This is a genomic window from Winogradskyella pacifica, from assembly GCF_013403915.1.
Taxonomy (GTDB): domain Bacteria; phylum Bacteroidota; class Bacteroidia; order Flavobacteriales; family Flavobacteriaceae; genus Winogradskyella; species Winogradskyella pacifica.
The window spans coordinates 88,409-110,320 of record NZ_JABFDI010000014.1 but is presented as its reverse complement, the minus strand read 5'-3'; the positions used below and the strand labels follow the sequence as shown (position 1 = coordinate 110,320).

The 21,912-nt window shown below is 33.5% G+C and carries 24 protein-coding genes; 2 read left to right on the top strand and 22 right to left on the bottom strand.

Annotated features, from left to right (window positions below):
- Window positions 1-157: 157 nt before the first annotated feature.
- Both HM984_RS13015 and HM984_RS13010 read left to right on the top strand, forming a co-directional pair.
- Window positions 158-1,096, top strand: a complete 939-nt coding sequence (locus HM984_RS13015; RefSeq protein WP_179349462.1) for an HU domain-containing protein — start codon at window positions 158-160, stop codon at window positions 1,094-1,096.
- A 266-nt stretch (window positions 1,097-1,362) separates the two neighbouring features.
- Window positions 1,363-1,872 (top strand): acyl-CoA thioesterase, encoded by a 510-nt coding sequence (locus HM984_RS13010; protein ID WP_179349461.1) that lies wholly within the window; start codon window positions 1,363-1,365, stop codon window positions 1,870-1,872.
- 78 nt (window positions 1,873-1,950) lie between these two features.
- Here HM984_RS13010 and HM984_RS13005 read toward each other — a convergent pair whose 3' ends face one another.
- The 22 genes from HM984_RS13005 to HM984_RS12900 all read right to left on the bottom strand — a co-directional run bounded on the left by HM984_RS13005 (window position 1,951) and on the right by HM984_RS12900 (window position 21,903).
- Window positions 1,951-3,171, bottom strand: a complete 1,221-nt coding sequence (locus HM984_RS13005; RefSeq protein WP_179349460.1) for a murein hydrolase activator EnvC family protein — start codon at window positions 3,169-3,171, stop codon at window positions 1,951-1,953.
- A gap of 117 nt (window positions 3,172-3,288) precedes the next feature.
- Entirely contained in the window at window positions 3,289-4,083 is a 795-nt protein-coding gene (gene lolB1 / locus HM984_RS13000) for a lipoprotein insertase outer membrane protein LolB1 (protein ID WP_179349459.1), read from the bottom strand.
- A gap of 6 nt (window positions 4,084-4,089) precedes the next feature.
- Complete coding sequence (locus HM984_RS12995; RefSeq protein ID WP_371312502.1) at window positions 4,090-5,448, bottom strand: tetratricopeptide repeat protein; 1,359 nt, start codon at window positions 5,446-5,448, stop codon at window positions 4,090-4,092.
- Entirely contained in the window at window positions 5,441-5,758 is a 318-nt protein-coding gene (locus tag HM984_RS12990; RefSeq protein ID WP_179349458.1) for an antibiotic biosynthesis monooxygenase family protein, read from the bottom strand. Before HM984_RS12990 ends, HM984_RS12995 begins: the two co-directional genes overlap by 8 nt.
- Before the next feature lie 121 nt (window positions 5,759-5,879).
- Complete coding sequence (locus tag HM984_RS12985) at window positions 5,880-6,899, bottom strand: sugar phosphate nucleotidyltransferase (protein ID WP_179349457.1); 1,020 nt, start codon at window positions 6,897-6,899, stop codon at window positions 5,880-5,882.
- Window positions 6,900-7,028: 129 nt separating this feature from the next.
- Window positions 7,029-7,463 carry a dUTP diphosphatase gene (gene dut / locus HM984_RS12980; RefSeq protein WP_115811509.1) on the bottom strand — a complete coding sequence of 145 codons (435 nt, stop codon included), beginning with the start codon at window positions 7,461-7,463 and terminating at the stop codon, window positions 7,029-7,031.
- Window positions 7,464-7,496: 33 nt separating this feature from the next.
- Window positions 7,497-8,957 carry an oligosaccharide flippase family protein gene (locus HM984_RS12975; RefSeq protein ID WP_179349456.1) on the bottom strand — a complete coding sequence of 487 codons (1,461 nt, stop codon included), beginning with the start codon at window positions 8,955-8,957 and terminating at the stop codon, window positions 7,497-7,499.
- Between the two features lie 376 nt (window positions 8,958-9,333).
- Window positions 9,334-9,666 (bottom strand): hypothetical protein, encoded by a 333-nt coding sequence (locus HM984_RS12970; protein WP_179349455.1) that lies wholly within the window; start codon window positions 9,664-9,666, stop codon window positions 9,334-9,336.
- Window positions 9,667-9,829: 163 nt separating this feature from the next.
- A complete protein-coding gene (locus HM984_RS12965; RefSeq protein WP_179349454.1) occupies window positions 9,830-10,384 on the bottom strand; it encodes a hypothetical protein in 555 nt (184 codons plus the stop codon).
- Complete coding sequence (locus HM984_RS12960) at window positions 10,381-10,857, bottom strand: RNA polymerase sigma factor (protein WP_371312498.1); 477 nt, start codon at window positions 10,855-10,857, stop codon at window positions 10,381-10,383. The genes HM984_RS12965 and HM984_RS12960 overlap by 4 nt, the downstream gene beginning before the upstream one ends.
- 11 nt (window positions 10,858-10,868) lie before the next feature.
- Complete coding sequence (locus HM984_RS12955; protein WP_179349452.1) at window positions 10,869-11,711, bottom strand: alpha/beta fold hydrolase; 843 nt, start codon at window positions 11,709-11,711, stop codon at window positions 10,869-10,871.
- Window positions 11,712-11,848: 137 nt separating this feature from the next.
- Window positions 11,849-12,709 carry an ATP synthase F1 subunit gamma gene (gene atpG, locus HM984_RS12950; RefSeq protein WP_115811520.1) on the bottom strand — a complete coding sequence of 287 codons (861 nt, stop codon included), beginning with the start codon at window positions 12,707-12,709 and terminating at the stop codon, window positions 11,849-11,851.
- A 105-nt stretch (window positions 12,710-12,814) separates the two neighbouring features.
- On the bottom strand, window positions 12,815-14,395 hold the full coding sequence (gene atpA, locus HM984_RS12945) for a F0F1 ATP synthase subunit alpha (RefSeq protein WP_179349451.1): 1,581 nt from the start codon (window positions 14,393-14,395) through the stop codon (window positions 12,815-12,817).
- A gap of 55 nt (window positions 14,396-14,450) precedes the next feature.
- Window positions 14,451-14,987, bottom strand: a complete 537-nt coding sequence (atpH, locus tag HM984_RS12940) for an ATP synthase F1 subunit delta (RefSeq protein WP_115811524.1) — start codon at window positions 14,985-14,987, stop codon at window positions 14,451-14,453.
- A gap of 6 nt (window positions 14,988-14,993) precedes the next feature.
- On the bottom strand, window positions 14,994-15,494 hold the full coding sequence (locus tag HM984_RS12935) for a F0F1 ATP synthase subunit B (protein ID WP_115811526.1): 501 nt from the start codon (window positions 15,492-15,494) through the stop codon (window positions 14,994-14,996).
- Window positions 15,495-15,591: 97 nt separating this feature from the next.
- Entirely contained in the window at window positions 15,592-15,792 is a 201-nt protein-coding gene (atpE, locus tag HM984_RS12930) for an ATP synthase F0 subunit C (RefSeq protein WP_020896353.1), read from the bottom strand.
- A 38-nt stretch (window positions 15,793-15,830) separates the two neighbouring features.
- Entirely contained in the window at window positions 15,831-17,003 is a 1,173-nt protein-coding gene (atpB, locus tag HM984_RS12925; protein ID WP_115811528.1) for a F0F1 ATP synthase subunit A, read from the bottom strand.
- 81 nt (window positions 17,004-17,084) lie between these two features.
- On the bottom strand, window positions 17,085-17,483 hold the full coding sequence (locus tag HM984_RS12920) for a DUF6168 family protein (protein WP_115811530.1): 399 nt from the start codon (window positions 17,481-17,483) through the stop codon (window positions 17,085-17,087).
- Window positions 17,476-17,694: an AtpZ/AtpI family protein gene (locus HM984_RS12915; RefSeq protein ID WP_371312494.1), complete on the bottom strand. Its 219-nt coding sequence runs from the start codon at window positions 17,692-17,694 to the stop codon at window positions 17,476-17,478. The genes HM984_RS12920 and HM984_RS12915 overlap by 8 nt, the downstream gene beginning before the upstream one ends.
- Window positions 17,678-18,115, bottom strand: coding sequence for a bactofilin family protein (locus HM984_RS12910; protein WP_179349449.1), 438 nt, complete (start codon window positions 18,113-18,115; stop codon window positions 17,678-17,680). Before HM984_RS12910 ends, HM984_RS12915 begins: the two co-directional genes overlap by 17 nt.
- 19 nt (window positions 18,116-18,134) lie before the next feature.
- Window positions 18,135-20,711 carry a type IX secretion system periplasmic lipoprotein PorW/SprE gene (porW, locus tag HM984_RS12905; RefSeq protein WP_218845053.1) on the bottom strand — a complete coding sequence of 859 codons (2,577 nt, stop codon included), beginning with the start codon at window positions 20,709-20,711 and terminating at the stop codon, window positions 18,135-18,137.
- 469 nt (window positions 20,712-21,180) lie between these two features.
- Window positions 21,181-21,903 (bottom strand): ABC transporter ATP-binding protein, encoded by a 723-nt coding sequence (locus HM984_RS12900; RefSeq protein ID WP_179349448.1) that lies wholly within the window; start codon window positions 21,901-21,903, stop codon window positions 21,181-21,183.
- Between the last annotated feature and the right edge of the window lie 9 nt (window positions 21,904-21,912).

Below are 21,912 nucleotides of genomic sequence, written 5' to 3'. Positions count from 1 at the left end.
CTAAAACAGGTTTCGACTGCGCTGAACCTGGCACTGTGATATAATTTTAACATTGAATCAAAAGAAAATCAATTACATAAGCGATAATTTAATTTGATGTTAATAAATAAATCCCACTTAATTTCTTTCAGAAACAAAAATTTCTAACTTTGCTATTATGCAGTTAGAGACTTACATTAGCGACCTTTTATACCGATACGATTGTGTCACAGTTCCAGAATTTGGAGCCTTTTTAACACGTCGTGTTTCGGCAAAAATACACGAATCCACACATACGTTTTATCCTCCAAAAAAGACGTTGTCTTTTAATGAGCAATTACAGCAAAACGATGGCTTACTAGCTAATTACATTGCTGAGGTTGAAAAAATACCGTATAATACCGCTATAAATAACATCTCTAAGCAGATAAAGTCTATTAAATCCTATTTAACTGAAGGGGAAACTATTCAACTTAAAAACATAGGTGAATTGGCATTAAATGCTGATGGCAAAATTCAATTTGATCCATCTAGTCATATCAATTATCTTACAGATTCATTTGGTTTATCTCACTTTTCATCTTCGGATATTACACGCGAAGTTTATAAAGAAACAGTTGAGGCTATTGAAGACGTTGCTCCTATTGCATTAACACCAGAAAAGCGCTCTAACCACAATTGGTTAAAGTATGCTGCTGCAGCTGTTATCTTTTTAGGTTTAGGTGGTTTTGGAGCCGCTAATTATTACAACTCCTCTATTGAAGATCACAATCAACTAGCACAAGAGCAAGCTAACGAGCAGCTCGATGCTAAAGTGCAAGAAGCTACTTTTATAATTAGTAACCCATTACCTGCTGCTACATTATCTTTAGAAAAACAAAGTGGTAACTACCATATTGTTGCTGGTGCTTTTAGAGTAGAAGCTAATTCTGAAACGAAAGTAAACCAACTAAGAGCACAAGGTTTTAAAGCGCGTCAGATTGGTGAGAATCGTTATGGTTTACATGAAGTTGTCTATGGTAGTTTTGACACAAGAGCTGAAGCGCAAAATGAACTTTTGAAGATTCGTCGTGAGCATAACCGTGATGCTTGGTTGCTAATTAAGAACCTTAAGTAGATTTTTTAGATCTGAGTTTTACTAATATTTGCGTTTAGTTTAGCATAAATTATTATTACACAGGGACTCACGGAGTTTACGCGGAGATTCACAGAGAAATAAATTAGACCGACTTTATTTAGAAATTTTAATAGTTTAATCTATCATTATTTTTCGTCGCGCCTTTTTTCACTTTTCACTTTTTACTTTTTACTTTTTACTTTTTACTTATAATAATACTCCTCCGTCCTAAAATCGCTCTATCTTTGCACAAATTTTAATATTCTATGCTATCTAGAACCGCATTTCAGTCTAAAACTATTGTTACCGATTTGGTATTACCAAGTGAAACAAACCCTATTAACAACTTATTTGGAGGCGAACTATTAGCACGTATGGACAGAGCGGCTAGTATTTCTGCTAGAAGACACTCTAGACGTATTGTTGTTACGGCTTCCGTTAATCACGTGGCTTTTAATAGATCTATTCCTCTAGGAAGTGTTGTAATGATTGAAGCTAAAGTATCACGTGCATTTTCATCTTCTATGGAAGTGTATATGGATGTTTGGATTGAAGACAGAGAGTCTGGTGAGTGCGTAAAGGCCAATGAAGCTATTTATACTTTTGTTGCTGTAGATGAGACCGGAAGACCTGTAAGAGTGCCTGAGCTTGTGCCCGAAACTGAATTAGAAAAACAACGTTTTGATGCCGCTTTACGTCGTAAACAATTGAGTTTGCTTTTAGCTGGTAAAATGAAACCTTCTGAAGCTACGGAACTTAAAGCCCTTTTTGAGTAGTAATAGTCGTGTTATTTTTATAATGACAATCTTTTATTGGTTAAAAACAACTCCATTTTTTAACCGCCTTTTACTAACCTAAAATTTAGCTAACCAAGGTTCTGGGTTCATTACCTGATCATTTTTATAGATTCTAAAACCTAATAACGATTCTCCCTTTAATTTATTAGTAAATACTTTACCTATAACCTGACCAGCAACGACTTTATCACCCGCCTTTACATTAACCTGAGATAAGTTCATGTAAACACTAAAATAGATACCATGCCTAATAAATACGGCAGGGTTTCCGTTTTTAATAACTAAAATCCTTGACACCTCACCACTAAAAACAGATTTAACATTAGATTGATCTTCTGTTGCAATATAAATACTCTTATAGTTTTGTGTTACAGTATTATCTATTAACGATCGTTGTTTTCCATACTTTACTTTAACAACTCCTCTAGATACTGGCCAACCTAATTTACCTCTGTTAGATTCAAAATTTGAAGACAATAACTTTGCTTCAGGCGTTAATACAAACTTACCTTTAGATGACGTTGTTCCCGATTTTTTATTAGCAGCTGCTATTGTTTCTTTAATGATTCGATTGATTTCTTTATCTAATTGATCGGCCTCTTGTTTTTTCTTCTTTATCTGAGACGCAAACTTTCCCATATCAGACTTAATCGAAGCCATTAAAACTTCACGCTGTTTTAATTCATCTTCTAATTCGCGTTTCGCAATTCTGTTTTCTTCAATTAGTTTATTCTTATTCTCTTTCTGCTTAGACAATTGAATATTTAACTCTTGTAATTCTTTTGTTTTAATCTTTATAGCTTCACCCTGTTCTTTCTGGTAATCTCGGTATTGCCTTATATATTGAAGGCGTTTATAAGCTTGTTGAAAATTGCTCGATGATAGTAAAAACATCACTTTACTTTGTTCAGACTTACTTTTATACGATTTTACAACCATTGCAGAATAGTCATCCTTTAATTCTTGTAATTGGGTTCTTAGACTCGTAATTTCTTGTTGATTTGTATTGATTTCTCGCGTCAATAAGTTGGCTTGCTCGTTAGTGATTCTGATTAGATTTTTTCTAACGTTTACCTTATAATTTATGTCTTCTATAAGTGTAATCGCAGATTTTTCCTCTTTCTTTTTGGTAAATAATAATGCATTAATTTGCTTAATCTCTCTCAACTTCTGCTGACGCTGAGCTTCTAACTCTTTTTGTCTGTCGCTTTGTGCGAATAACGAAGCACAAGACATTAAAAGTCCTATAATTAAAGTGATACAAAAACGGTAATTCATTTTATTCTTTTCATGTTTTTACAAAAAAACTTTACTTCTCATTTAATTTGTTCTGCTTCTCATAAAGTCAAAATCTAGTCTTGATTCTTGGTTATAAAAGCGAAGTGGTTTGGTGTCTTATTTTATAACAATCTCTTTATATCCTGAAGGAATATTAAACGGGAAACGCACTTCATCATCCAAAGATACCGATTTAAATTCCATAGTTATAGCTATTTGGTCTGCACCTTCAACCGCTATAATACTTATGTTTTCTGGTATAATTTGTTTCTTCACTTCTTGATACGATGCATAATCTACTTGAAGCATTCGCTTTTCTAGAATTTGCTGCATTTGTAAACTATCCATCTTAAAATGCGAAGGATTAATTAAATAAAATAACTCTATCAGTGCATTCTGATCTTTTGGACTAACAGCATACGAGTTATTATTAACAAAGACCTGATGAGGCTCGTCATTAAGATCATTAATAGCTTGGCCTAAAAGAATATTTTGAACTTTCATAAAATCGAGATCTATACCAACAACATCACTTAGTAGCTTGTAGTCTCCATCAAAAAATTCGTTATCTAGTTTATTGTAAAACCTTACTTTATCTGGTGTTATCATCATACGTGCCATGCCCAATATGGACTCGCTTAACCAAATCACCTTATCTTTTTCTATTCTAAGTGTAAAACCAGCACCTTGTGATTTATTATTTTGAGTAATATCAATTTTTACTCTAGCCTTTAATGTTTTAAAATCAGCATCGTTCTTTTTATGCTGTTTTATTACTTGCTTAGCCGAAAGCTTATCGCTAGCCACACCAGATTCTATCACACTTTTAGCGGAATTACAACTGAAAGCTAAAACAAGAAGGATCGTCGCGATTGTAACTTTTGGATTTATAGAGAGTTGAAATATTTTCATTTACTATTATAGTTTTAAGGCTTTTGCCTTTTTAGCAAACGCTTCAGATTTACTAATATTATTTAGGGCTTTGTAGGCTATACTTAATTCGGAATAAAAATCAGCTTCCATACTAGGGTTGTCAATTAAATAATCTAATCCCATTTCTAGATGATTAATAGCTTTTTTAGGTTCTCCTAAATTATTATTTGCAACGGCATTTACTAAATATAAAATTGGCTGTGCAGGATATAATTCTAAGGCACGTTCGCTATCGACAATAACCGCATTATAATCCTTTATATCTAGTTGAAGCAGTAATACGTCTTTAATTAATTTGAAGTCATTAGGGCTTTGTTTTAAAGCTTCTTTAAAGTTTGATAAAGCCTTGGCTTTGTCTCCTGCCTTTAAATAATATTGACCTAAATCGCTGTGGGTTTGCGCATCTTTATTACCATCTATAAGCGACGTAATATCTATAAGATCCGTTTCGTACTCAGGATTACTAGCTACAAAGGCTACAAAATCCTTAAGAACTTTAGCCTTCGCATCTGCATTAATTTCAGGGCTTGTTAACACTGTTTTTACAGATGAGATAGCATCTTGAATCTTATTGTCTTGAAGATAAAACTTATACAAGGCTAAATGCACAAATTTAGAATCTGGCTTAACTTTTAGTAAATTCTGAGCCGCCTTATAAGCGTTTTTTTGATCACCTGTTTGGCTGTATCTGTAAATGAGCTTTAAGTGATTATCCTCATTACTGGGGTTATTGGCAATTCGTTGTTCTAAGTTTTCAATTCTGTCATCAGCATTGCCCGTAATACTATAAATATCATTACGCATGGCATCTCTAGATTCACTTAAACCAAATTCAGCATCTAACTCATCTAATAAGTCTAAAGCTAGTTTGTACTTTTCCTCTCTTACATAAAGTGCTGCCAAATCTTCTTTATAATCCGGATGATATTTCACTAATTGCTTAATGGTCTTTAAGGCATTTTTAATATCATCTTGCTGAAAATAGACATCGTAAAGTTCATCTAAAAACCAAACATTGTCTGGTTGCATGCTAATGGCTTTTTTTAGATTGTCTTCTGCCGCACCAAAGTTTTTAAGCTTATTATAGTTTTTTCCAAGTTCAAAATAGATGACTGGTTTTTTGCTGTCGAGATTCAAACATTTTTGAAGGGCCTCTACAGCACGGTCATAATTTTCAATGCCTTTTTGTTTTAAAGCTTCGAAGAAATGCTCTTGAAATTCATCTTCCACATTCCCCAAATCATCATCTGGCCGTTTGTTAAAATCGACTTGGGCATAGGTCGTCTGCGGAACGATAATCATTCCGAAGAGAAAAACCAATATTAAAATAGTCTTACTATTCACTTTGTTGTTGCTTTAACAAGTCTTCAATCATTTCAAATTTTTCTAATACTTCAAATTTTTCACAAGATGCTTTCATAATTTCTCTAAAATCATTGGCTTCTTCTGGTAAATTTCCACCAGCAGTATCAAACGTATTTTTATCAGGCCATTGCGCATACGCCAAATAGTTTAGCCCATCCTTTTTATGTAATCGAGACCCTAAACTTCCTTCGTATTTGTAAATCAATGATGTTAACCCTTTCCAAGCTTCAATAAAGTTGTCTTCCTGGTTTGGTTTAATTATAACTGCGTACAATACGATATACATCATTGATTGATTTATTAGATATCTTTCAAAAGTTATTCCAAAAATAAGGTTCAAAACAAAATTTGAACTAAAAATCATGAGATTAGCTTCGCTGTATCTTCGATTTCCTGCCTACGCAGGAATTTTACTCAATTATAGTATAATCACCAATACTAATCTTAGTAAACTCACCATTGTATTTAACGTGGTTACCAATCATAGCTTCGTCTAAATTAGCGTTTTTAATAGTGGTTTGGTTTTGTATTAAGCTATTTTTAACGGTTGAGTTTTCAATAACACAATCTTTTCCGATTGATACATGAGGTCCAACAGTTGTATTTCTTAAAACCGTTCCTTTTCCGATATAACAAGGCTCAATAATTTTTGAGTTTTCTAAAACCACAGAAGCATCAACTAATTGCTCTTCCTTATCAGCTGTTAAAAAGCCTAACATTCTTGCATTAGTTTCTAAAGTCACGGCTTTGTTTCCGCAATCCATCCACTCGTCAACGGTTCCTGTTTTAAAGATTTTACCATCTGCCATCATACGTTTAATACCATCATTGATTTGGTATTCTCCACCGTTCATAATGTTCTCGTCTAAAACTTCTTGTAATTTATCTTTTAAGACCGCAACATCTTTAAAATAGTAGATCCCTATTACAGCTTGATCACTTACAAAGGTTTCAGGCTTTTCAACCAACTCAACAATGTTTTGGTCGTCATTTAGTTTTACAACTCCGTAGGCTTCAGGATTTGCAACACATTTTGTCCAAATGACACTATCTGCAGTCGGATCTAAATCAAACTCAGCTCTAATCAACGTGTCTGCATAAGCAATCACAGCAGGACCAGATAACGAAGGCTTAGCACTCATAATAGCATGGCCAGTTCCTAATGGCTGATCTTGTCGGTAAATGGATGCTTTGGCTCCTAAACCTTCAGCAAGTTCCGTTAAACTTTTAACCACATCATCTCCAAAAAATGCTGGATCACCAAGAACAAAAGCAATCTCTTCTATAGGTTGCTTTAAAACTTTAGCGATATCCTTAACTAAACGATGCACTATAGGTTGACCTGCAACAGGAATTAATGGTTTTGGTACGGTTAAACTATGTGGTCTTAGGCGCGATCCTCGGCCTGCCATTGGTACTATTATTTTCATCGAAAAATTTGTTTTTCGTTTCCACTCCAGTGGAAATCTGTTTAATTTTATTTTTAGGTCATATTTGCAACCTAATCTTTATTTTTTAGGTATATACCTACAAGGTTTTAAAAACCTTGCAGGGAATTTCTAAGAGACTCCCGTACTTCCAAAACCACCTTCTCCTCTATCGGTATCAGACAATCCTATAGAATCTACCCATTCGGCACGCTCATGTTTGGCAATGACTAATTGTGCAATACGTTCACCATTATTAATTGTAAAATTTTCGTTTGAAAGATTGACTAATATCACACCAATCTCTCCTCTATAATCGGCATCGATTGTTCCTGGCGCGTTTAAAACGGTTATGCCTTGTTTTGCAGCTAAGCCGCTTCTTGGTCTTACTTGTGCTTCAATACCCACAGGTAATTCTATAAATAAACCCGTACCAACAATACTTCGCTCTAAAGGTTTTAAAGTTCTAGATTCCGATAGATTAGCACGCAAATCCATACCAGCTGAAGCTATAGTTTCGTAATGTGGTAAAGCGTGACTCGATTTATTTATTATTTTAATTTTCATGAGGTATAGAGTATTCGTTGTATAGATGACAGATTAATTTCTTTTTAACATGAGTGTTAATTCTTTTCTTTCAAGCTGAAAAACAAGGCTTAAAAATACGATTAATGCACCAATTCCTATAAAATAATTACCTCTAAAAATATAGAAGTACACCATAGAAAACAGTGTGGATAGTCCAAAATACAGAACTATCTTTTTAATGTTATAAGGAATTGGATAGTATTTTCTTCCGTAATAAAAGGACAACAACATCATTAGCAAATAGGCTGAAAGTGTTGCAATAGCTGACCCCTTAAAACCAATTATAGGAATTAATATATAATTTAATGCTAGCGTTGTAATGGCACCAAATATTGAAATGTAAGCACCAAACTTAGTACGATCAGTAATTTTATACCAAACTGAAAGGTTGTGATAAATGCCTAAACAGAAATTGGCTAGCAAAATAAAAGGTACAATCCACATAGCTTCGTAATATGCTTCACTTCTTATAATAAAAGGCTTTAAAACATCTGCAAAAACAACAACGGTTAAAAAGATAACAGAACCAAAGGCTACAAAATACTCTAAGATTCTAGCATAATTCTTTTGTGGGTTATCGGATTTTGAATGGCTAAAAAAGTAAGGTTCTATACCTAAGCGAAAAGCTGTAGCAAACAAGGTCATAAATAAGGCTAGCTTATAACAAGCTGAGTACATCCCAACTTGTGCATCCGCAATATCGGCTGGCAACAATTGTTCTAATAAAATACGGTCAAAGGTTTCATTGACTGAATAGGCAATTCCTGCAATCAACACAGGCATAGCATAACGCATCATTTTTTTCCATATAGCGGTATCAAATGCCAGCTTGATTTTAGCATAGAAAGGAAGTAATAAGATTAGCGTTAATCCACTTGCAATTAAGTTAGAAATAAAAATGTAACTGATTTCAAAATCTGGTTTATAAATTTGATCTAAAAGCGAATTATCCTCTGCTAAATCTTTTAGATACAGTAATAAAAAGACATTTAATCCTAAATTAACCGCAACATTTAATATTTTAAGGATTGCGTAGCGCATGGGTCTGGCAGTTGCCCGTAACCAAGCAAATGGAATGATAACTAAAGCATCTAAAAGTAAAATGATAAATACTAAATTGAGATACTTAAGTTCTATATTGATGAGTGTAGAAATTTGATCTCTAAACAAAAAAGCAATTCCTAATAACCCAAATGAGCTAATTATTAATGAGATGGCAGACGTACTTGTTACTTTGTCTTGATTGTCTTCTTTATTGAAAAACCTAAAAAATGCAGTTTCCATGCCATAGGCTAAAACCACATTAAACAATACAAAATACGCGAATATAAAAGATATACGACCATATTCTTCAACAGAAAGTACTGCTGGGTCGGTATAAAGTGGCACTAAAATAAAACTTAACATTCTAGGTAGCACAGTCGCTAAGCCATATATAAATGTTTGTTTAAAAAGTGATTTGAATCCGCTCAATTTAATGGTGTTAATTTGGCTCAAAAGTATTGAAATATTATCAAAAGATGAGCTATTTGTATCCGTGATTACTAGAACGCATCAACAGAGTAGTAAAGTGTAAGATGTTACTCTAATTTTTGGGAATAAAAAAAGTCTTACTTTATCAGCAAGACTTTTAGATATATTTTAAAATGGTAATTATTCTTTATCGTCTTCTGTAAAAGCTAAAACAGTTGACAATGCCTCGTCGTTTACAGGAGGTGGGCCGTTTTCGTAATAGATACCAGCGACTTCGTTAAGATTTGTGGTTTTAAAGTATTTTGTTTCTCCGTTTTCTATAAAGCTAATCGCGCATTCAGATTGCGATAAATCAAAAGGATAATCATTCGATTTTTTAGGAATTGTAAAGGTATAATTTGGCGAATGGTTTTTTTAGTATCGCCACATATTTATCGTTTTTTTGAGCGAGTTTACCTTTTAGATTTCTAAAGTAAATACTATCAATAACAATATCATCACTTTTATTTACCACAGGTACAAAAACATTTATCCCTGTACCTCCAACTTTAAGGCCAGCATACCATTCTTGAAAAACAACTGGTTCAACTTTAAAAGCTGTAGATGATTCAAATTGAGAGGTTTCGACTTTTGAACTAGAACACTGATAAGTGAACGAAAAGACAATAGCTAAAGCACTGACGTATGACGCCTTTCTTAGTAGTTTCATTTTAATATAGGTTAAGGTTTGGGGCGGCAATATATAAAAAATTACGAAATAACACCTTTTAAGGTTATAGTAATCAGATTAAAGGACATTATTTGTAAGAAATATACCGTGTGTTTAATTACGTTCTTGCGTAATCTATTTGTATCCATTTTTAGCCAATTATCTATTCCATAAGTTGTTTAATACTCAATAGTTCTTTTTGAATTTGCTTAAAAATTAAAACCACACCAACAGTAATAATGACAAATCCTGATACTTTTATGTAGGTATAAAACCCATGTGAAAGACCTGCTTCAAAAAATGGTATAAGCATTATAAAGCCAATGACATAACACAAAAGGATTATCGGCGTGATAATATAATGCGTTCGAAATCTCTTTTTATAATAGTGTACCAACATATCTTTAAAACTATGAGCGTTCTGAGAATAGTTAATATGTTTTAGCGCATTGATACTCTTAAATTCTATTCCGATTCTAAGAACTAATCCGGCTATCATTAAGATTAACGCTATTGCCGCTTTAAACTCTAAATAAGCACTTACGTAGAAAAAGAAAAAAACCAAAACACCCACAGTTACACCTAATACAATGCTCGTAATTTTCTGCCCCTTTTTTAACTGGTTCGCTTTTTTAATAATTTCTTCTGTACCTTCATTAGGAACCTGTATATCAGCCAGGTTCTCCCATTGTGATTTTATATCTTCGAAATTTTTCATTGTTTAACGCATTTAGTTAATTCGTTTTTAATTCTGTGAATTCGCACTCTTATGGCCTCGTGCGTTAATCCCATTATTTCTGCAATCTCCTTCTGTTGCAACCCTTCAAGTTCAAGCAAAATAATCGCCTTATTATCAACATTCAATTTATTAATACAGGCGTATAGTTGTTTAAATTTGGATTCTATATGCTCTTTAGAATCGTCTAATTTACTTTCTATAGGATTTGGCATCTCTGAAGAAAACATGGTTTTTTTACTATTCCGTATATGAACTAAACAGGTATTTACTGTAATTCGATAAATCCATGTAGAAAGGCTAGCTTCTTGTCTAAACGTCTTCAAGTTACCCCAAACCTTTATGAACACCTCTTGAGCTAAATCTTTGGCTTGTGGTTCGTTTCCGTTGCAATAGCCTAAGCACAACCGCATAACTTTAGGGTAATTATCCTCGTATATGTTCTTAAATTCCACGTGTTTCAACTCTAATTTAATTCCATTTTAATAGCTTCTAATAACCACTGTGGTTGATCATACATTATAAAATGTGCAGATCTTTCTGCAAACTTAATTTTATAATGACCATGATTTTTGTATTGCTCTTGGTATGTTTTTTTTACAGTTTCTAATCCATACGGCATTACTGCAGCAAGTACTACCAAAGGTGTTGTTATCTTTGAAATATCAGTTCTCAAATCTAGTTTTAATAAATCGGTATAGCCATAAACATAAGTTTCTCTATCGGTTTCAACAATCCAATCCTTAATAATTTCCTTCTTAGATTCATTGATTACCATTCCCGATGCCATTTGAGTAGCCATAGCTTCAAAATTTTCATCGCTCATATCTAATAACTGTTTGTTATAGGGATTATCATAGACAATCGTTTTACTGTCGAAATTAGGCATCATAAGCGCGCCTATAGAGGGCAAAGCATCTACTGTTATAATAGTCTTTAGATTTAAAGTGTTTTCGGTTCCTAGCCATAAACTCAATGTACCACCCAAACTGTGACCAATTAAAGTGATTTGTTTAAGATTGTTGTCTGAAATATAAGTGATTATTTGTTCCTTAATTTCTGGTAACCAAGGAGTTTCAATTGCCGGTACATCTCCGAAGCCTGCAAAAGTAAAAACATGACACTCATTAGTTTTGGAAAGTTCAGTAACGACATCATCCCAAACGGAGCCAGGGCAGCTAAAGCCGGGGAATAGTAATATAGGATTTCCTTTTCCTGAAATATTAACTTCAAAAGATGTGTGTTGCGAGTACATAAATCCTGAAACCATAAAGGTTAGGATTAATAGTCTACTTTTTAGATTTTTCATGATATTCATTTTTAATTGGATTTTCCTTTTAGATACAAAATCTTAAAAATGTTACATGATGGCATAAAAAAAACCTAACTATTTAAAGTTAGGTTTTATATTCTATTGAAATTCTTAGTTTTAACTAAGTATAGCGTTTAGTTATTTAAAGCTTCAGCTCCACCAACAATCTCTAAAATCTCGTTAGTAATTGCTGCTTGTCTTGCTTTGTTGTAAGTTAATTTAAGTTGATCTCTTAATTCTGTAGCGTTATCTGTTGCTTTATGCATTGCTGTCATACGTGCACCATGCTCAGAAGCGAAAGAATCTCTAATACCTTTGTACAATTGAGTCTTTAAAGACTTCGGTATTAATTCTTCAACGATTTCAATTTTAGATGGTTCAAAAACGTAATCTAAATTAACGTTTTCATCACTTTCTACAGGTACAATTGGTAAGAACTGTTCCGTCATTACAATTTGAGTCGCTGCATTTTTAAAGTGATTGTATACTATCTCAATCTTATCAAATTCTCCAGCAACAAATTTTTCCATTAGCATTTCTGCTATTTCAGAAACATTCTCAAACGTTAAGTCTTCATACAAATCACTTTTGTTTGCAATAACTTTATTCGTTTTTTTGAATGCATCATTTGCCTTCTTTCCAATTGCTAAATAAGAAACATCTTTATTAGCATAAGTCTCCTTAGAAAGCTTAGTTACATGCTTAATGATATTAGAATTGAATGCACCAGCCAAACCTCTGTTAGAAGTTACAACAACTATAAGTACTTTTTCTACGTCGCGTTGAACAGAATATTTACTTCCAGAATCTTCATCTAAAGTTGCACTTAAACTCTGAAGCAATTCCGTTAACTTATTAGAATAAGGACGCATTGCTGTAATAGCATCTTGGGCTTTCTTTAACTTAGCAGCAGATACCATTTTCATGGCACTAGTAATCTGCATCGTTGATGATACCGATGATATCCTGTTTCTAATTTCCTTTAAATTCGCCATTCTTTATATGATAAAGACTCCTTGCATAGGCTCAGAGTGACATTAGTTTAATAATTAAAATTTAGAGTTATGAACACGTTTACTCATAACTCTAAACTTCTAACTTTATGATCTGTATTTCCCTGAAAGATCTTTTGCTACACTTGTAAGTGTATCAATAACCTCATCAGTTAATTTACCTGCTTTTAGTAAATCTAGAGTATCTCTATGCTTTGCATTTAAGAACTCTAAATAATCGCGTTCAAATTCTTTTACTTTCTCAACAGGAACATCTTTTAACAAGTTTTTAGAACCTGCATAAATGATAGCTACTTGATCTTCTACTTTGAAAGGATCATTTTGTGCCTGCTTTAAGATTTCAACGTTACGCTTACCTTTATTAATTACGTTTAAAGTAACGGCATCTAAATCTGAACCAAACTTAGCAAACGCTTCTAATTCACGGTACTGAGCTTGATCTAATTTTAATGTACCAGATACTTTTTTCATTGATTTAATCTGAGCGTTACCACCAACACGAGATACAGAAATACCTACGTTAATTGCTGGACGAACACCAGAATTAAATAAATCACCATCTAAGAAAATCTGACCATCTGTAATAGAAATTACGTTAGTTGGGATATATGCTGAAACATCACCTGCTTGTGTTTCAATAATTGGCAATGCTGTTAATGAACCACCACCTTTAACTAAAGGTTTTAAAACATCTGGAAGGTCATTCATTTCTTTAGCAATAGCATCATTGTTAATGATTTTTGCAGAACGCTCTAATAATCTTGAGTGTAAATAAAATACATCACCAGGATATGCCTCACGTCCTGGAGGACGTCTTAATAATAAAGATACCTCACGGTAAGCAACAGCTTGTTTTGATAAATCATCAAATACAATTAAAGCTGGTCTACCAGTATCTCTAAAATACTCACCAATAGATGCTCCTGTAAACGGTGCATAAACTTGCATTGCAGCAGGATCTGATGCATTTGCAGCTACTATTGTTGTGTATGCTAAAGCACCTTTTTCTTCTAAAGTCTTAGCAATTAAAGCTACCGTAGAAGCCTTTTGGCCAATAGCAACATATATACAATATACAGGCTCACCTGCATCGTAAAATTCTTTTTGATTTAAGATCGCATCGATACAAACAGCTGTCTTACCAGTCTGTCTATCACCAATTACCAACTCACGTTGACCTCTACCAACTGGGATCATAGCATCAATAGCTTTAATACCTGTTTGTAATGGCTCAGTTACTGGCTCTCTGTAGATAACACCTGGTGCTTTACGCTCTAAAGGCATCTCAAAAGTTTCACCTGCTATTGGTCCTTTACCATCAATTGGGTTACCTAAAGTATCAACCACACGACCAACAATACCTTCACCTACTTTCACAGATGCGATACGTTCCGTACGTTTAACTGTAGAACCTTCTTTAATTCCTACTGAAGTTCCTAGCAATACAATACCGACGTTATCTTCTTCAAGGTTAAGTACGATTCCTTCTGCACCACCATCGAATTCAACTAATTCGCCATATTGCACATTAGCTAATCCGTAAGCACGTACAATACCATCACCTACAGTTAATACTGTTCCTACTTCGTCTAATGAAGCACCTGCTTCAAAACCTGAAAGTTGTTGTTTTAAGATTGCTGATATCTCAGCTGGTTTTACTTCTGCCATCTCTTTTAGTCTTTAGCTTTTAGCTGTTAGCCTTTAGGGCTTATCTAAAACTATATTAATTTAGTGTAAATTCTCTTTTTAATTTATCGAGTTTGTTTGAAATACTAGCATTATACTGTATATCTCCAACTCTTAATATGAAACCACCTAAAATGCTTTCATCTATAATATTTTCTACTTCGGCGTCTTTTCCTGTAAGTTCTTTAACCTTAGCTAATACTTTAGTTTTTAAATCTTCAGTAAGTGGAATTGCTGTTGTAACTGTTGCTACTTGGCTACCTCTTAATTCATCGTATAAATGAACATAACTTGAAGCTACCTCATTTAATAAAGGTAACCTTTTGTTAGTAATTAAAGTATCGAATAAGTTCGTCGTTGCTACATTCGCATCTTTGAACACTGCTAATAATACCGCTTTTTTATCCGAAGATCTTACAACAGGACTTTGAAGCATCTGATTTAAATCTTCACTCTCAGCGATAGCGTTAGTGATTGATTTCATATCACTATTTACCACCTCAGCAGATTTTTGATCTGTTGCTAAGCTTAAAACCGCTTTAGCATATCGTATTGCCGCTCTTGATCCTGACATCTCTTACTAGTTTAAAGTTGCTTCTCCTAACATAGACTCAACTAATTCTAGTTGTTTGTCTTTATTAGATAATTCGTTACGCACTACTTTTTCAGCGATTTCTATAGATAAACCTGCAACATGACTTTTTAATTCTGCCATAGCTGCTTTCTTTTCACTAGTAATAGCTTCTTGTGCTTGTGCAATCATTTTATTTGCCTGCGTTTTAGCTTCCGCTTCAGCATCTGCAATCATTTTGCTTTTAAGCTCACGAGCTTCTTTAAGCATTGTTTCTCTTTCTAATCTTGCTTCTTGCAATAATCTTTGATTATCTGCTTGAAGGTTCGCCATTTCACGCTTCGCTTTTTCAGCTGCATCTAAAGCACTTTGAATACCTTCTTCTCTTTCGCTTAATGACGCAAGAATTGGTTTCCATGCAAACTTCACCATCAATGCTATTAATGCTAACATTAATATTGTTGATACTACAAATAATCCTGGTGAAAAATCGTTTAATAATGTTTCCATCCTATTAACTAATTAGGTGTTATTCTTTTTTTAATTTAAAAACACGTCCTGTAACCAACCGTTACAGGATAGTGTTTTTGTAAATTTGATTTGGTTCTTATTTTCCTAAGAATAAAGCACCAAATGCTAAACCTTCTAAAAGTGCTGCAACAATAATCATCGCTGTTTGGATTTTACCTGCTGCTTCTGGTTGACGAGCAATACCTTCCATTGCTTTACCACCGATTTGACCAAGTCCAATACCTGCTCCGATTACGATTAATCCTGCTCCAATTAAATTGTAAGTTACTGGTTCCATAAAAATTGATATATAAAATTAAATTAAAAAAATTCTTATTAAATAAAATCTCCTCTAACGTCTTCTACGTCTGAAGAAATTTCATGATCATGCTCATGATCATGATCGTGTTCTGCTACAGCCATACCAATAAATAAAGCTGATAACATTGTAAAAATATACGCTTGTAAAAACGCTACTAATAATTCGATTAATAAAAGGAAAAATGACAATACAAACGATAAGCTTGTTGCACCAACCACACCTAGAGATTCTTTAAGTGTAAACATAATTGCAATTAAACTCATTAATACAATGTGACCTGCAGAAATATTTGCAAACAAACGTACTAATAATGAGAATGGCTTAATGATAAACGCACCTACCAATTCAATTACAGCTAAGATTGGTTTAACAAAGATTGGTACACCTGGCATCCATAAAATATGCATCCAGTAATCTTTATTACCACTTACTGTATAAATAATTAATGTAAATATTGCTAAACATGCTGTTACGGCTAACTGACCTGTAACGTTAAAACCTAATGGTGTTAAACCCGCTAAGTTTAAAATCCATATAAAGAAGAACACTGTTAAAAGATACCCTGTAAATTTACGGTAGTGCTTTTCACCAATATTTGGTCTTGCAATTTCGTCTCTTACGTAAAGTACTAGTGGCTCTAGTACACGACCGAAACCTGTAGGAATTTGTTTTTTCTTATATTGCTTTGCTAATCTAGAGAACCAGAATAACATTAAAAGGCCAATTAATAAGATTCCGACCACACTTTTAGTAATTGAAAAATCTAAAACCTTAGCTCCATTTGTTGCATGATGATCAGCATCAAACTTAACAGCAGTAGCTCCTTTTTCTAATTCGTAAATTTTTGAGTGAATCTTTGTAAACTTAAGACCGTCCTTTTCAACAATAACTTGTCCGTTATCATCATGGTGAAACTCGGAAGACATAAACGTCACTAATCCTTCAGAAGACCAAAGAATCACAGGCAACGCCACACCAAAATGTTTACGCTCTCCAGAATCATCTGTATACGAAAACAAATTAAAATCGTGAGAGTCTTTTAGGTGATGAACAATATACTCCTCTACCTCTTGTTTACCAGAAACTTGACCCCCATCTCCGCCAGCGTTGAACGCTGAAATAGACGCTGATGAAAACATCAAAACTGCTAATACTAAAAACTTAAAACTTTGTTGAACTATCTTCATTCTAATAAAATAAAAAAAACCTCTTCTCAAATTCCGTGCAAAAGTACGCAATTTATTAAAATAACAATATGTTTTTTCAGTCTAATATTTAAACCCCATTCTAGATATAATTTTAACGACAAAAAACACCTCCAATACTAGAAATAAGAGTAATGGAATTAAAATGTTTAATTCTTCAGTGGTATTTAAAACTTCAATATTAAAAACAGAATCTTTAAACGCCACATAAAACAAGACTCCTTTGATAAAAAGCGTAGGCAAATAGATGAATCCGAGTTGAGTCTCCAAGCTCTTAATAAGAGAAAAAAATTGAAAATGCACACATATCATTAATGACGCTACGGCAAAAAACATATTGGTATCCCAAAGACTAAATCTGACAGGGCTATTAACTTGACTAAAAATATAATCTTGCGAAAAATGAATAATCAAAAATAATACTGAAAACGATACTATATATACAGCAAGAGATTTAATCATCTTCTTTAGACATTTTTAAAACTTGAGATATCACCAAATACATTGAAACAAATATTGAAAGTAGTGTTATGGTCGTTTCTAAATAATCCTTATCAAACTGAGCATCTAACCATTGCCCTAAATAATTACCAAGAAAAATGGTGCCTCCCATTTGAAACGCAACAGACGTAAACCGAATAAACTTATTAGGGCCTTTATTTACTTTGGACACTTTGAGCTTGTGTAGATTTGGCATTAACAGACTCATTAGGCAGTGACTTTACCGTACCTTTCATACTACATGTAGCATTAAAAGTTGCACCAGGCTCAACAGCCAACTTATTAATATGTACTTCTCCTTCAATATGAGCTGTAGCTTTTAAAGATAATGTCCCTGATAAAATCAACTTCCCTGAAAATTTACCTTCAAAATCAGCATTTTCACCTTGTAAGGTTCCTTTAATATAACCCGATTTACCAACGACTATTTTACCCGACGTTTTAACGTTACCCTCTATAGTACCGTCAATTCTAAATGGTCCTTGGCTAGCGATGTCACCTACAATTTTAGTGCCTTGTGCTATAATATTTTGTTGTGTCGTTGCTTCCATAGTTGATTGGTCTTTTTGTTTTTTTCTATCTGGAGAAAACATATTGATCTGGTTTTTTAAATTACTGTAACTCTAAATACGCATTTAAGTTTTTGTGTCGTTGAATAATTGCATAGTTTGGCGAAGAAATTGCAAAGTATGGTCGGGTAATTTTTGGTTTTATTAGTCGTCCTCTGCTATCTTTTTCTCCCGTCTTAAGTAATTCCCCAAAGCCTTTTGCTCCACCGATACTTTTTAATCCATGTACCACAACAAAGGTCGTATTTTCGTCGTATAGATCTTTTGATGTGGTGAGATCAAAGTATTTTATTTTCGCAACTTCTTCGTTTAATGTTGCGATAAAGGCTTCAATATCTTCACCCGAATTATTTTCAAATTGAAATATAACATTAAATTTATCGACATCATCATCTAAGACAAATTCCTTTTTAGCCAACACCGGAATCGCATCTTTTAAAATTTCTTGAGCTTTTTTACCTTCTTCCGTATTAGCATAGGTTAATGCGATATAGTTAATCCCTTCTTTATAAGCTTCAAAACCATAAAGCCTTCCTTTTGCTGATGCTTTTAGAATTTCGAACTTAGGCACAAAATCATCACCTTCTAAGCGCTTAATTTGTGTTTCGGCTTCTGCAATCACTTCAACGTACTCCTCGTTTTCAAATTGCTTATAGAGTTTGGTATAAATCGCTTCAGGACTGTTCTCGTCCTTAGATAATTCAGACTCTGGATTTAATAGAATTTCAGCATATCTTGAGTCGGGATAATTTAGCACAATTGCATTTTTCATCGCTTCTGCCTTTTGGGTCAATCCTAATTCAATATAAACACGAAACAGGTTATATTTTGAAGGTAAAATCAATCGATCCTCAGGGTCATTTTCTAATAAATTTTCAAATCTATTTTTAGATAACTGAAACTCTTTAAACTTTTCTTTGTAGATAATTCCTAGTTGATAATAGGCATAATTTCGCTCCGTAATGATACTATCTATTTCACTTTGATTTGTTGGTAATGTCGCTAAATACGTTTCAGGATTAAAACGTTCATCTTCTACTACAGAAGTGACTAAATCATCATCTTTTGAAGTATTTACAATATCTGCACGTTGATTAGAATGTCTCCAATTATCTTGAAACTTGCGATCTCCCCAAAGTTTTAGAAATTCATTTTTACCATAAGCTACAGTAGTGGTGTTGTAGAAATAAAAACTACTGGCACCATTTGACGAATTAGTGGTTTGAAGCTGTCTAGACATTCCTGGCGGAGTACGCTTATTTATTGCACTTGCTTTATTATTTTGAACCAATTGTGTTGCTGTCGTCGATTGGCTTTGTTGCTTTTTTAACGCCTCTTCTTGTTGCTTCTGATCTTCTATAGCTTTAATTCGAAGCGCATCGGTATATTTTGTATAAATCGCTAATTGCTCTGATTCTGATAGATTAACCATTCTCAGAATACTGTCGTTAGTTTGCGCTATACCTTCGTAGTATATAACATCATCTAGGTTTTCGCGCTTTCTTTTAATGATTCGGTATGGCTTAGAATTAGCTACCATTGCAGTCATTGTGCTGTCATAATAAGCACCTGCCGTTTTATAAATGTTTCTATCAAAATACATGTTTCCTAAAGTCTCGTAATCGAGCGCTCTTAAGTACTTGTCTGAAGTGGTTTTTCTAAGCGATTTGTTATAATATACTTCAGAAAGACTGTCTGATGTATTATGGCGATGGTATTCTGCAATGCGGTAATAAATCTTATCTAAAAACGGTCTATTTTCTCTGTTCTCTTCTAAATCTGTAAGGTATTCTTCAAACTCAATTTGATCACCGCTTAAGGCATCAAAATTGTTAGATTTTTCGATATGAGCATTGATGTAAAACGATCTTGGTATTTGACGATGCATATCTATAATAGCATCGAATTCTATATTTGCACTGTCCTTTTTACCAAATTCGTTATACAACTGTCCCTTAATAAAATGGTAGCGTGCTTTTTCTCTTTTAACCGTTGTGTTTTCTGCTGCAATTGCCAGTTGCGCTATTGCACTATCTTTAGATTTTGTATTAATGTAAGCTTGGGCCAAAGCTGCTGTGGCATCTGCTAAATCCTGACCTTCAATCTCTTCTTCGCGTAATAGACGTTTTAGTTTATCAATGGCTCCTTGATTATTATCTAAGCGCATATTTGTTTTTTCGCGCCAGATTTTAACCTGATTAATTTTATCGCTAGTTGGGTATTTATTTAAAATATTGTTGAAGGCAGCCATAGCCGGCACAAATCGTTGATCGAAATAACGGGCTTGACCCAACAATAAATACGCTTCGTCTATCTGAGGATTTTTTTCTTTTCCATCGATATTCATACCATGAACTTGAATGGCTTTGATAGCTTTTTCTTCGGCACGTTCAAAATCGGCATTTTTGGTTTGTCCTGGTAGAAAGATATCTTCAGAGATATTCATTCTTTCAACAGGAAGCAGCTCCCAGAAATTTTCTGTAAACTCATTATTAACGCCATCCTTTCCTCGCTCTAATGCAATGTTGCCGTTATAAAGCACATTGTATTTTGTGCCCATAGCATGGAAGTTTCTGTTAATGAATTTATCCTTCTTACGCGAACAACTTTGGGTTAGCATTGCCACGCAACATAGTGATACTATAATTTTGTAATAGGTTTTCAAACGTTGATTCTATTTAAATTAATACCAATTGAATATTAAAATATTTCAACACTAAATTAGTATAATAGATAACTTAAAAACACCCTGTTTAGTGTGTTATGTGGTAAAAATAAGGATCTTTTTGAATTTGAAGCTGAATTTTAGAAGATATTAAATCCCTTCGCTGTTAGAATCAAGAATAAAGACTTGATTGTGGTTTGTTTGGGATTATTAGATAAATTAAAAAAAAATATTCACGCAAAGTGGCAGAGACGTAAAGACCTAATCTTGCATAAAAAAATTGGCATGAAAATGAATTTCATGCCAATTTGAATTGTTTTCAAAATCAATAATACTTTGCTATCACAAATAAATTGCACGTGATACGCACAACTCCCGAATTGCCTCTACATAGCAATCTTACGGATTTCAATTTACTCTATTTTTATTCTTCTTCTTGTGAAACCACAGCTCCACTTGCAAAATGCGCTTCTAATTCTTTTAATGTAGCAGGGTTAGTTTCTAAATCTTTAATCACGTTTCCTTTTTCTAAGACAACAATACGCTCACAAACATCTGTAACATGCATTAAATCGTGACTAGATACTAAAACAGTAACCCCTTGTTTTTCGGCTAAATCTTTTATGATTTGTTTTAATCTAATTTGAGTCGTTGGATCTAAGTTAGCGAAAGGTTCGTCTAAAATTATCACTTCCGGATTCCCAATAAGTGCTGCTACAATTCCGGCTTTCTTTTGGTTTCCTTTACTTAAATCTCTTAAGTATTTTTTCTTACCAATGATTTCACCGTTGAAAAAATCTTCAAACTTAGATGTTAAAGCATCAACATCTGCTTTATTCTGACCACGAAGTTCCCCTATAAAATAGAAATATTCTTCTGGCGTTAAATAGCCGATTAAAAAGCTTTCATCTATAAACGATGATGTAAATGGTTTCCAATCTTCACTTTCATCTACAACAACATTGTTGCTGGTAATGTTTCCAGTGGTTGGTTTAATTAAATCGAGTAACAAACTGAAATAGGTTGTTTTTCCGGCTCCATTATTTCCTACTAAACCAAAACTTTGGCCTTTAGGGATGGTTAATTCTTCGATATTAAGAACAGTTGTTCCATTATATGTTTTTGAAAGGTCTTTTGTATATATCATGATGAGATG

Excerpts from the sequence above, each read along its gene's own strand:
- HM984_RS13015 (WP_179349462.1), top strand. The coding sequence starts at position 158 with ATGCAGTTAGAGACTTACATTAGCGACCTTTTATACCGATACGATTGT.
- HM984_RS13010 (WP_179349461.1), top strand. The coding sequence starts at position 1,363 with ATGCTATCTAGAACCGCATTTCAGTCTAAAACTATTGTTACCGATTTG.
- HM984_RS13005 (WP_179349460.1), bottom strand. The coding sequence starts at position 3,171 with ATGAATTACCGTTTTTGTATCACTTTAATTATAGGACTTTTAATGTCT.
- lolB1 (WP_179349459.1), bottom strand. The coding sequence starts at position 4,083 with ATGAAAATATTTCAACTCTCTATAAATCCAAAAGTTACAATCGCGACG.
- HM984_RS12990 (WP_179349458.1), bottom strand. The coding sequence starts at position 5,758 with ATGATGTATATCGTATTGTACGCAGTTATAATTAAACCAAACCAGGAA.
- HM984_RS12985 (WP_179349457.1), bottom strand. The coding sequence starts at position 6,899 with ATGAAAATAATAGTACCAATGGCAGGCCGAGGATCGCGCCTAAGACCA.
- dut (WP_115811509.1), bottom strand. The coding sequence starts at position 7,463 with ATGAAAATTAAAATAATAAATAAATCGAGTCACGCTTTACCACATTAC.
- HM984_RS12970 (WP_179349455.1), bottom strand. The coding sequence starts at position 9,666 with ATGAAACTACTAAGAAAGGCGTCATACGTCAGTGCTTTAGCTATTGTC.
- HM984_RS12965 (WP_179349454.1), bottom strand. The coding sequence starts at position 10,384 with ATGAAAAATTTCGAAGATATAAAATCACAATGGGAGAACCTGGCTGAT.
- HM984_RS12955 (WP_179349452.1), bottom strand. The coding sequence starts at position 11,711 with ATGAAAAATCTAAAAAGTAGACTATTAATCCTAACCTTTATGGTTTCA.
- atpG (WP_115811520.1), bottom strand. The coding sequence starts at position 12,709 with ATGGCGAATTTAAAGGAAATTAGAAACAGGATATCATCGGTATCATCA.
- atpA (WP_179349451.1), bottom strand. The coding sequence starts at position 14,395 with ATGGCAGAAGTAAAACCAGCTGAGATATCAGCAATCTTAAAACAACAA.
- atpH (WP_115811524.1), bottom strand. The coding sequence starts at position 14,987 with ATGTCAGGATCAAGAGCGGCAATACGATATGCTAAAGCGGTTTTAAGC.
- HM984_RS12935 (WP_115811526.1), bottom strand. The coding sequence starts at position 15,494 with ATGGAAACATTATTAAACGATTTTTCACCAGGATTATTTGTAGTATCA.
- atpE (WP_020896353.1), bottom strand. The coding sequence starts at position 15,792 with ATGGAACCAGTAACTTACAATTTAATTGGAGCAGGATTAATCGTAATC.
- atpB (WP_115811528.1), bottom strand. The coding sequence starts at position 17,003 with ATGAAGATAGTTCAACAAAGTTTTAAGTTTTTAGTATTAGCAGTTTTG.
- HM984_RS12920 (WP_115811530.1), bottom strand. The coding sequence starts at position 17,483 with ATGATTAAATCTCTTGCTGTATATATAGTATCGTTTTCAGTATTATTT.
- HM984_RS12910 (WP_179349449.1), bottom strand. The coding sequence starts at position 18,115 with ATGTTTTCTCCAGATAGAAAAAAACAAAAAGACCAATCAACTATGGAA.
- porW (WP_218845053.1), bottom strand. The coding sequence starts at position 20,711 with ATGCTAACCCAAAGTTGTTCGCGTAAGAAGGATAAATTCATTAACAGA.
- HM984_RS12900 (WP_179349448.1), bottom strand. The coding sequence starts at position 21,903 with ATGATATATACAAAAGACCTTTCAAAAACATATAATGGAACAACTGTT.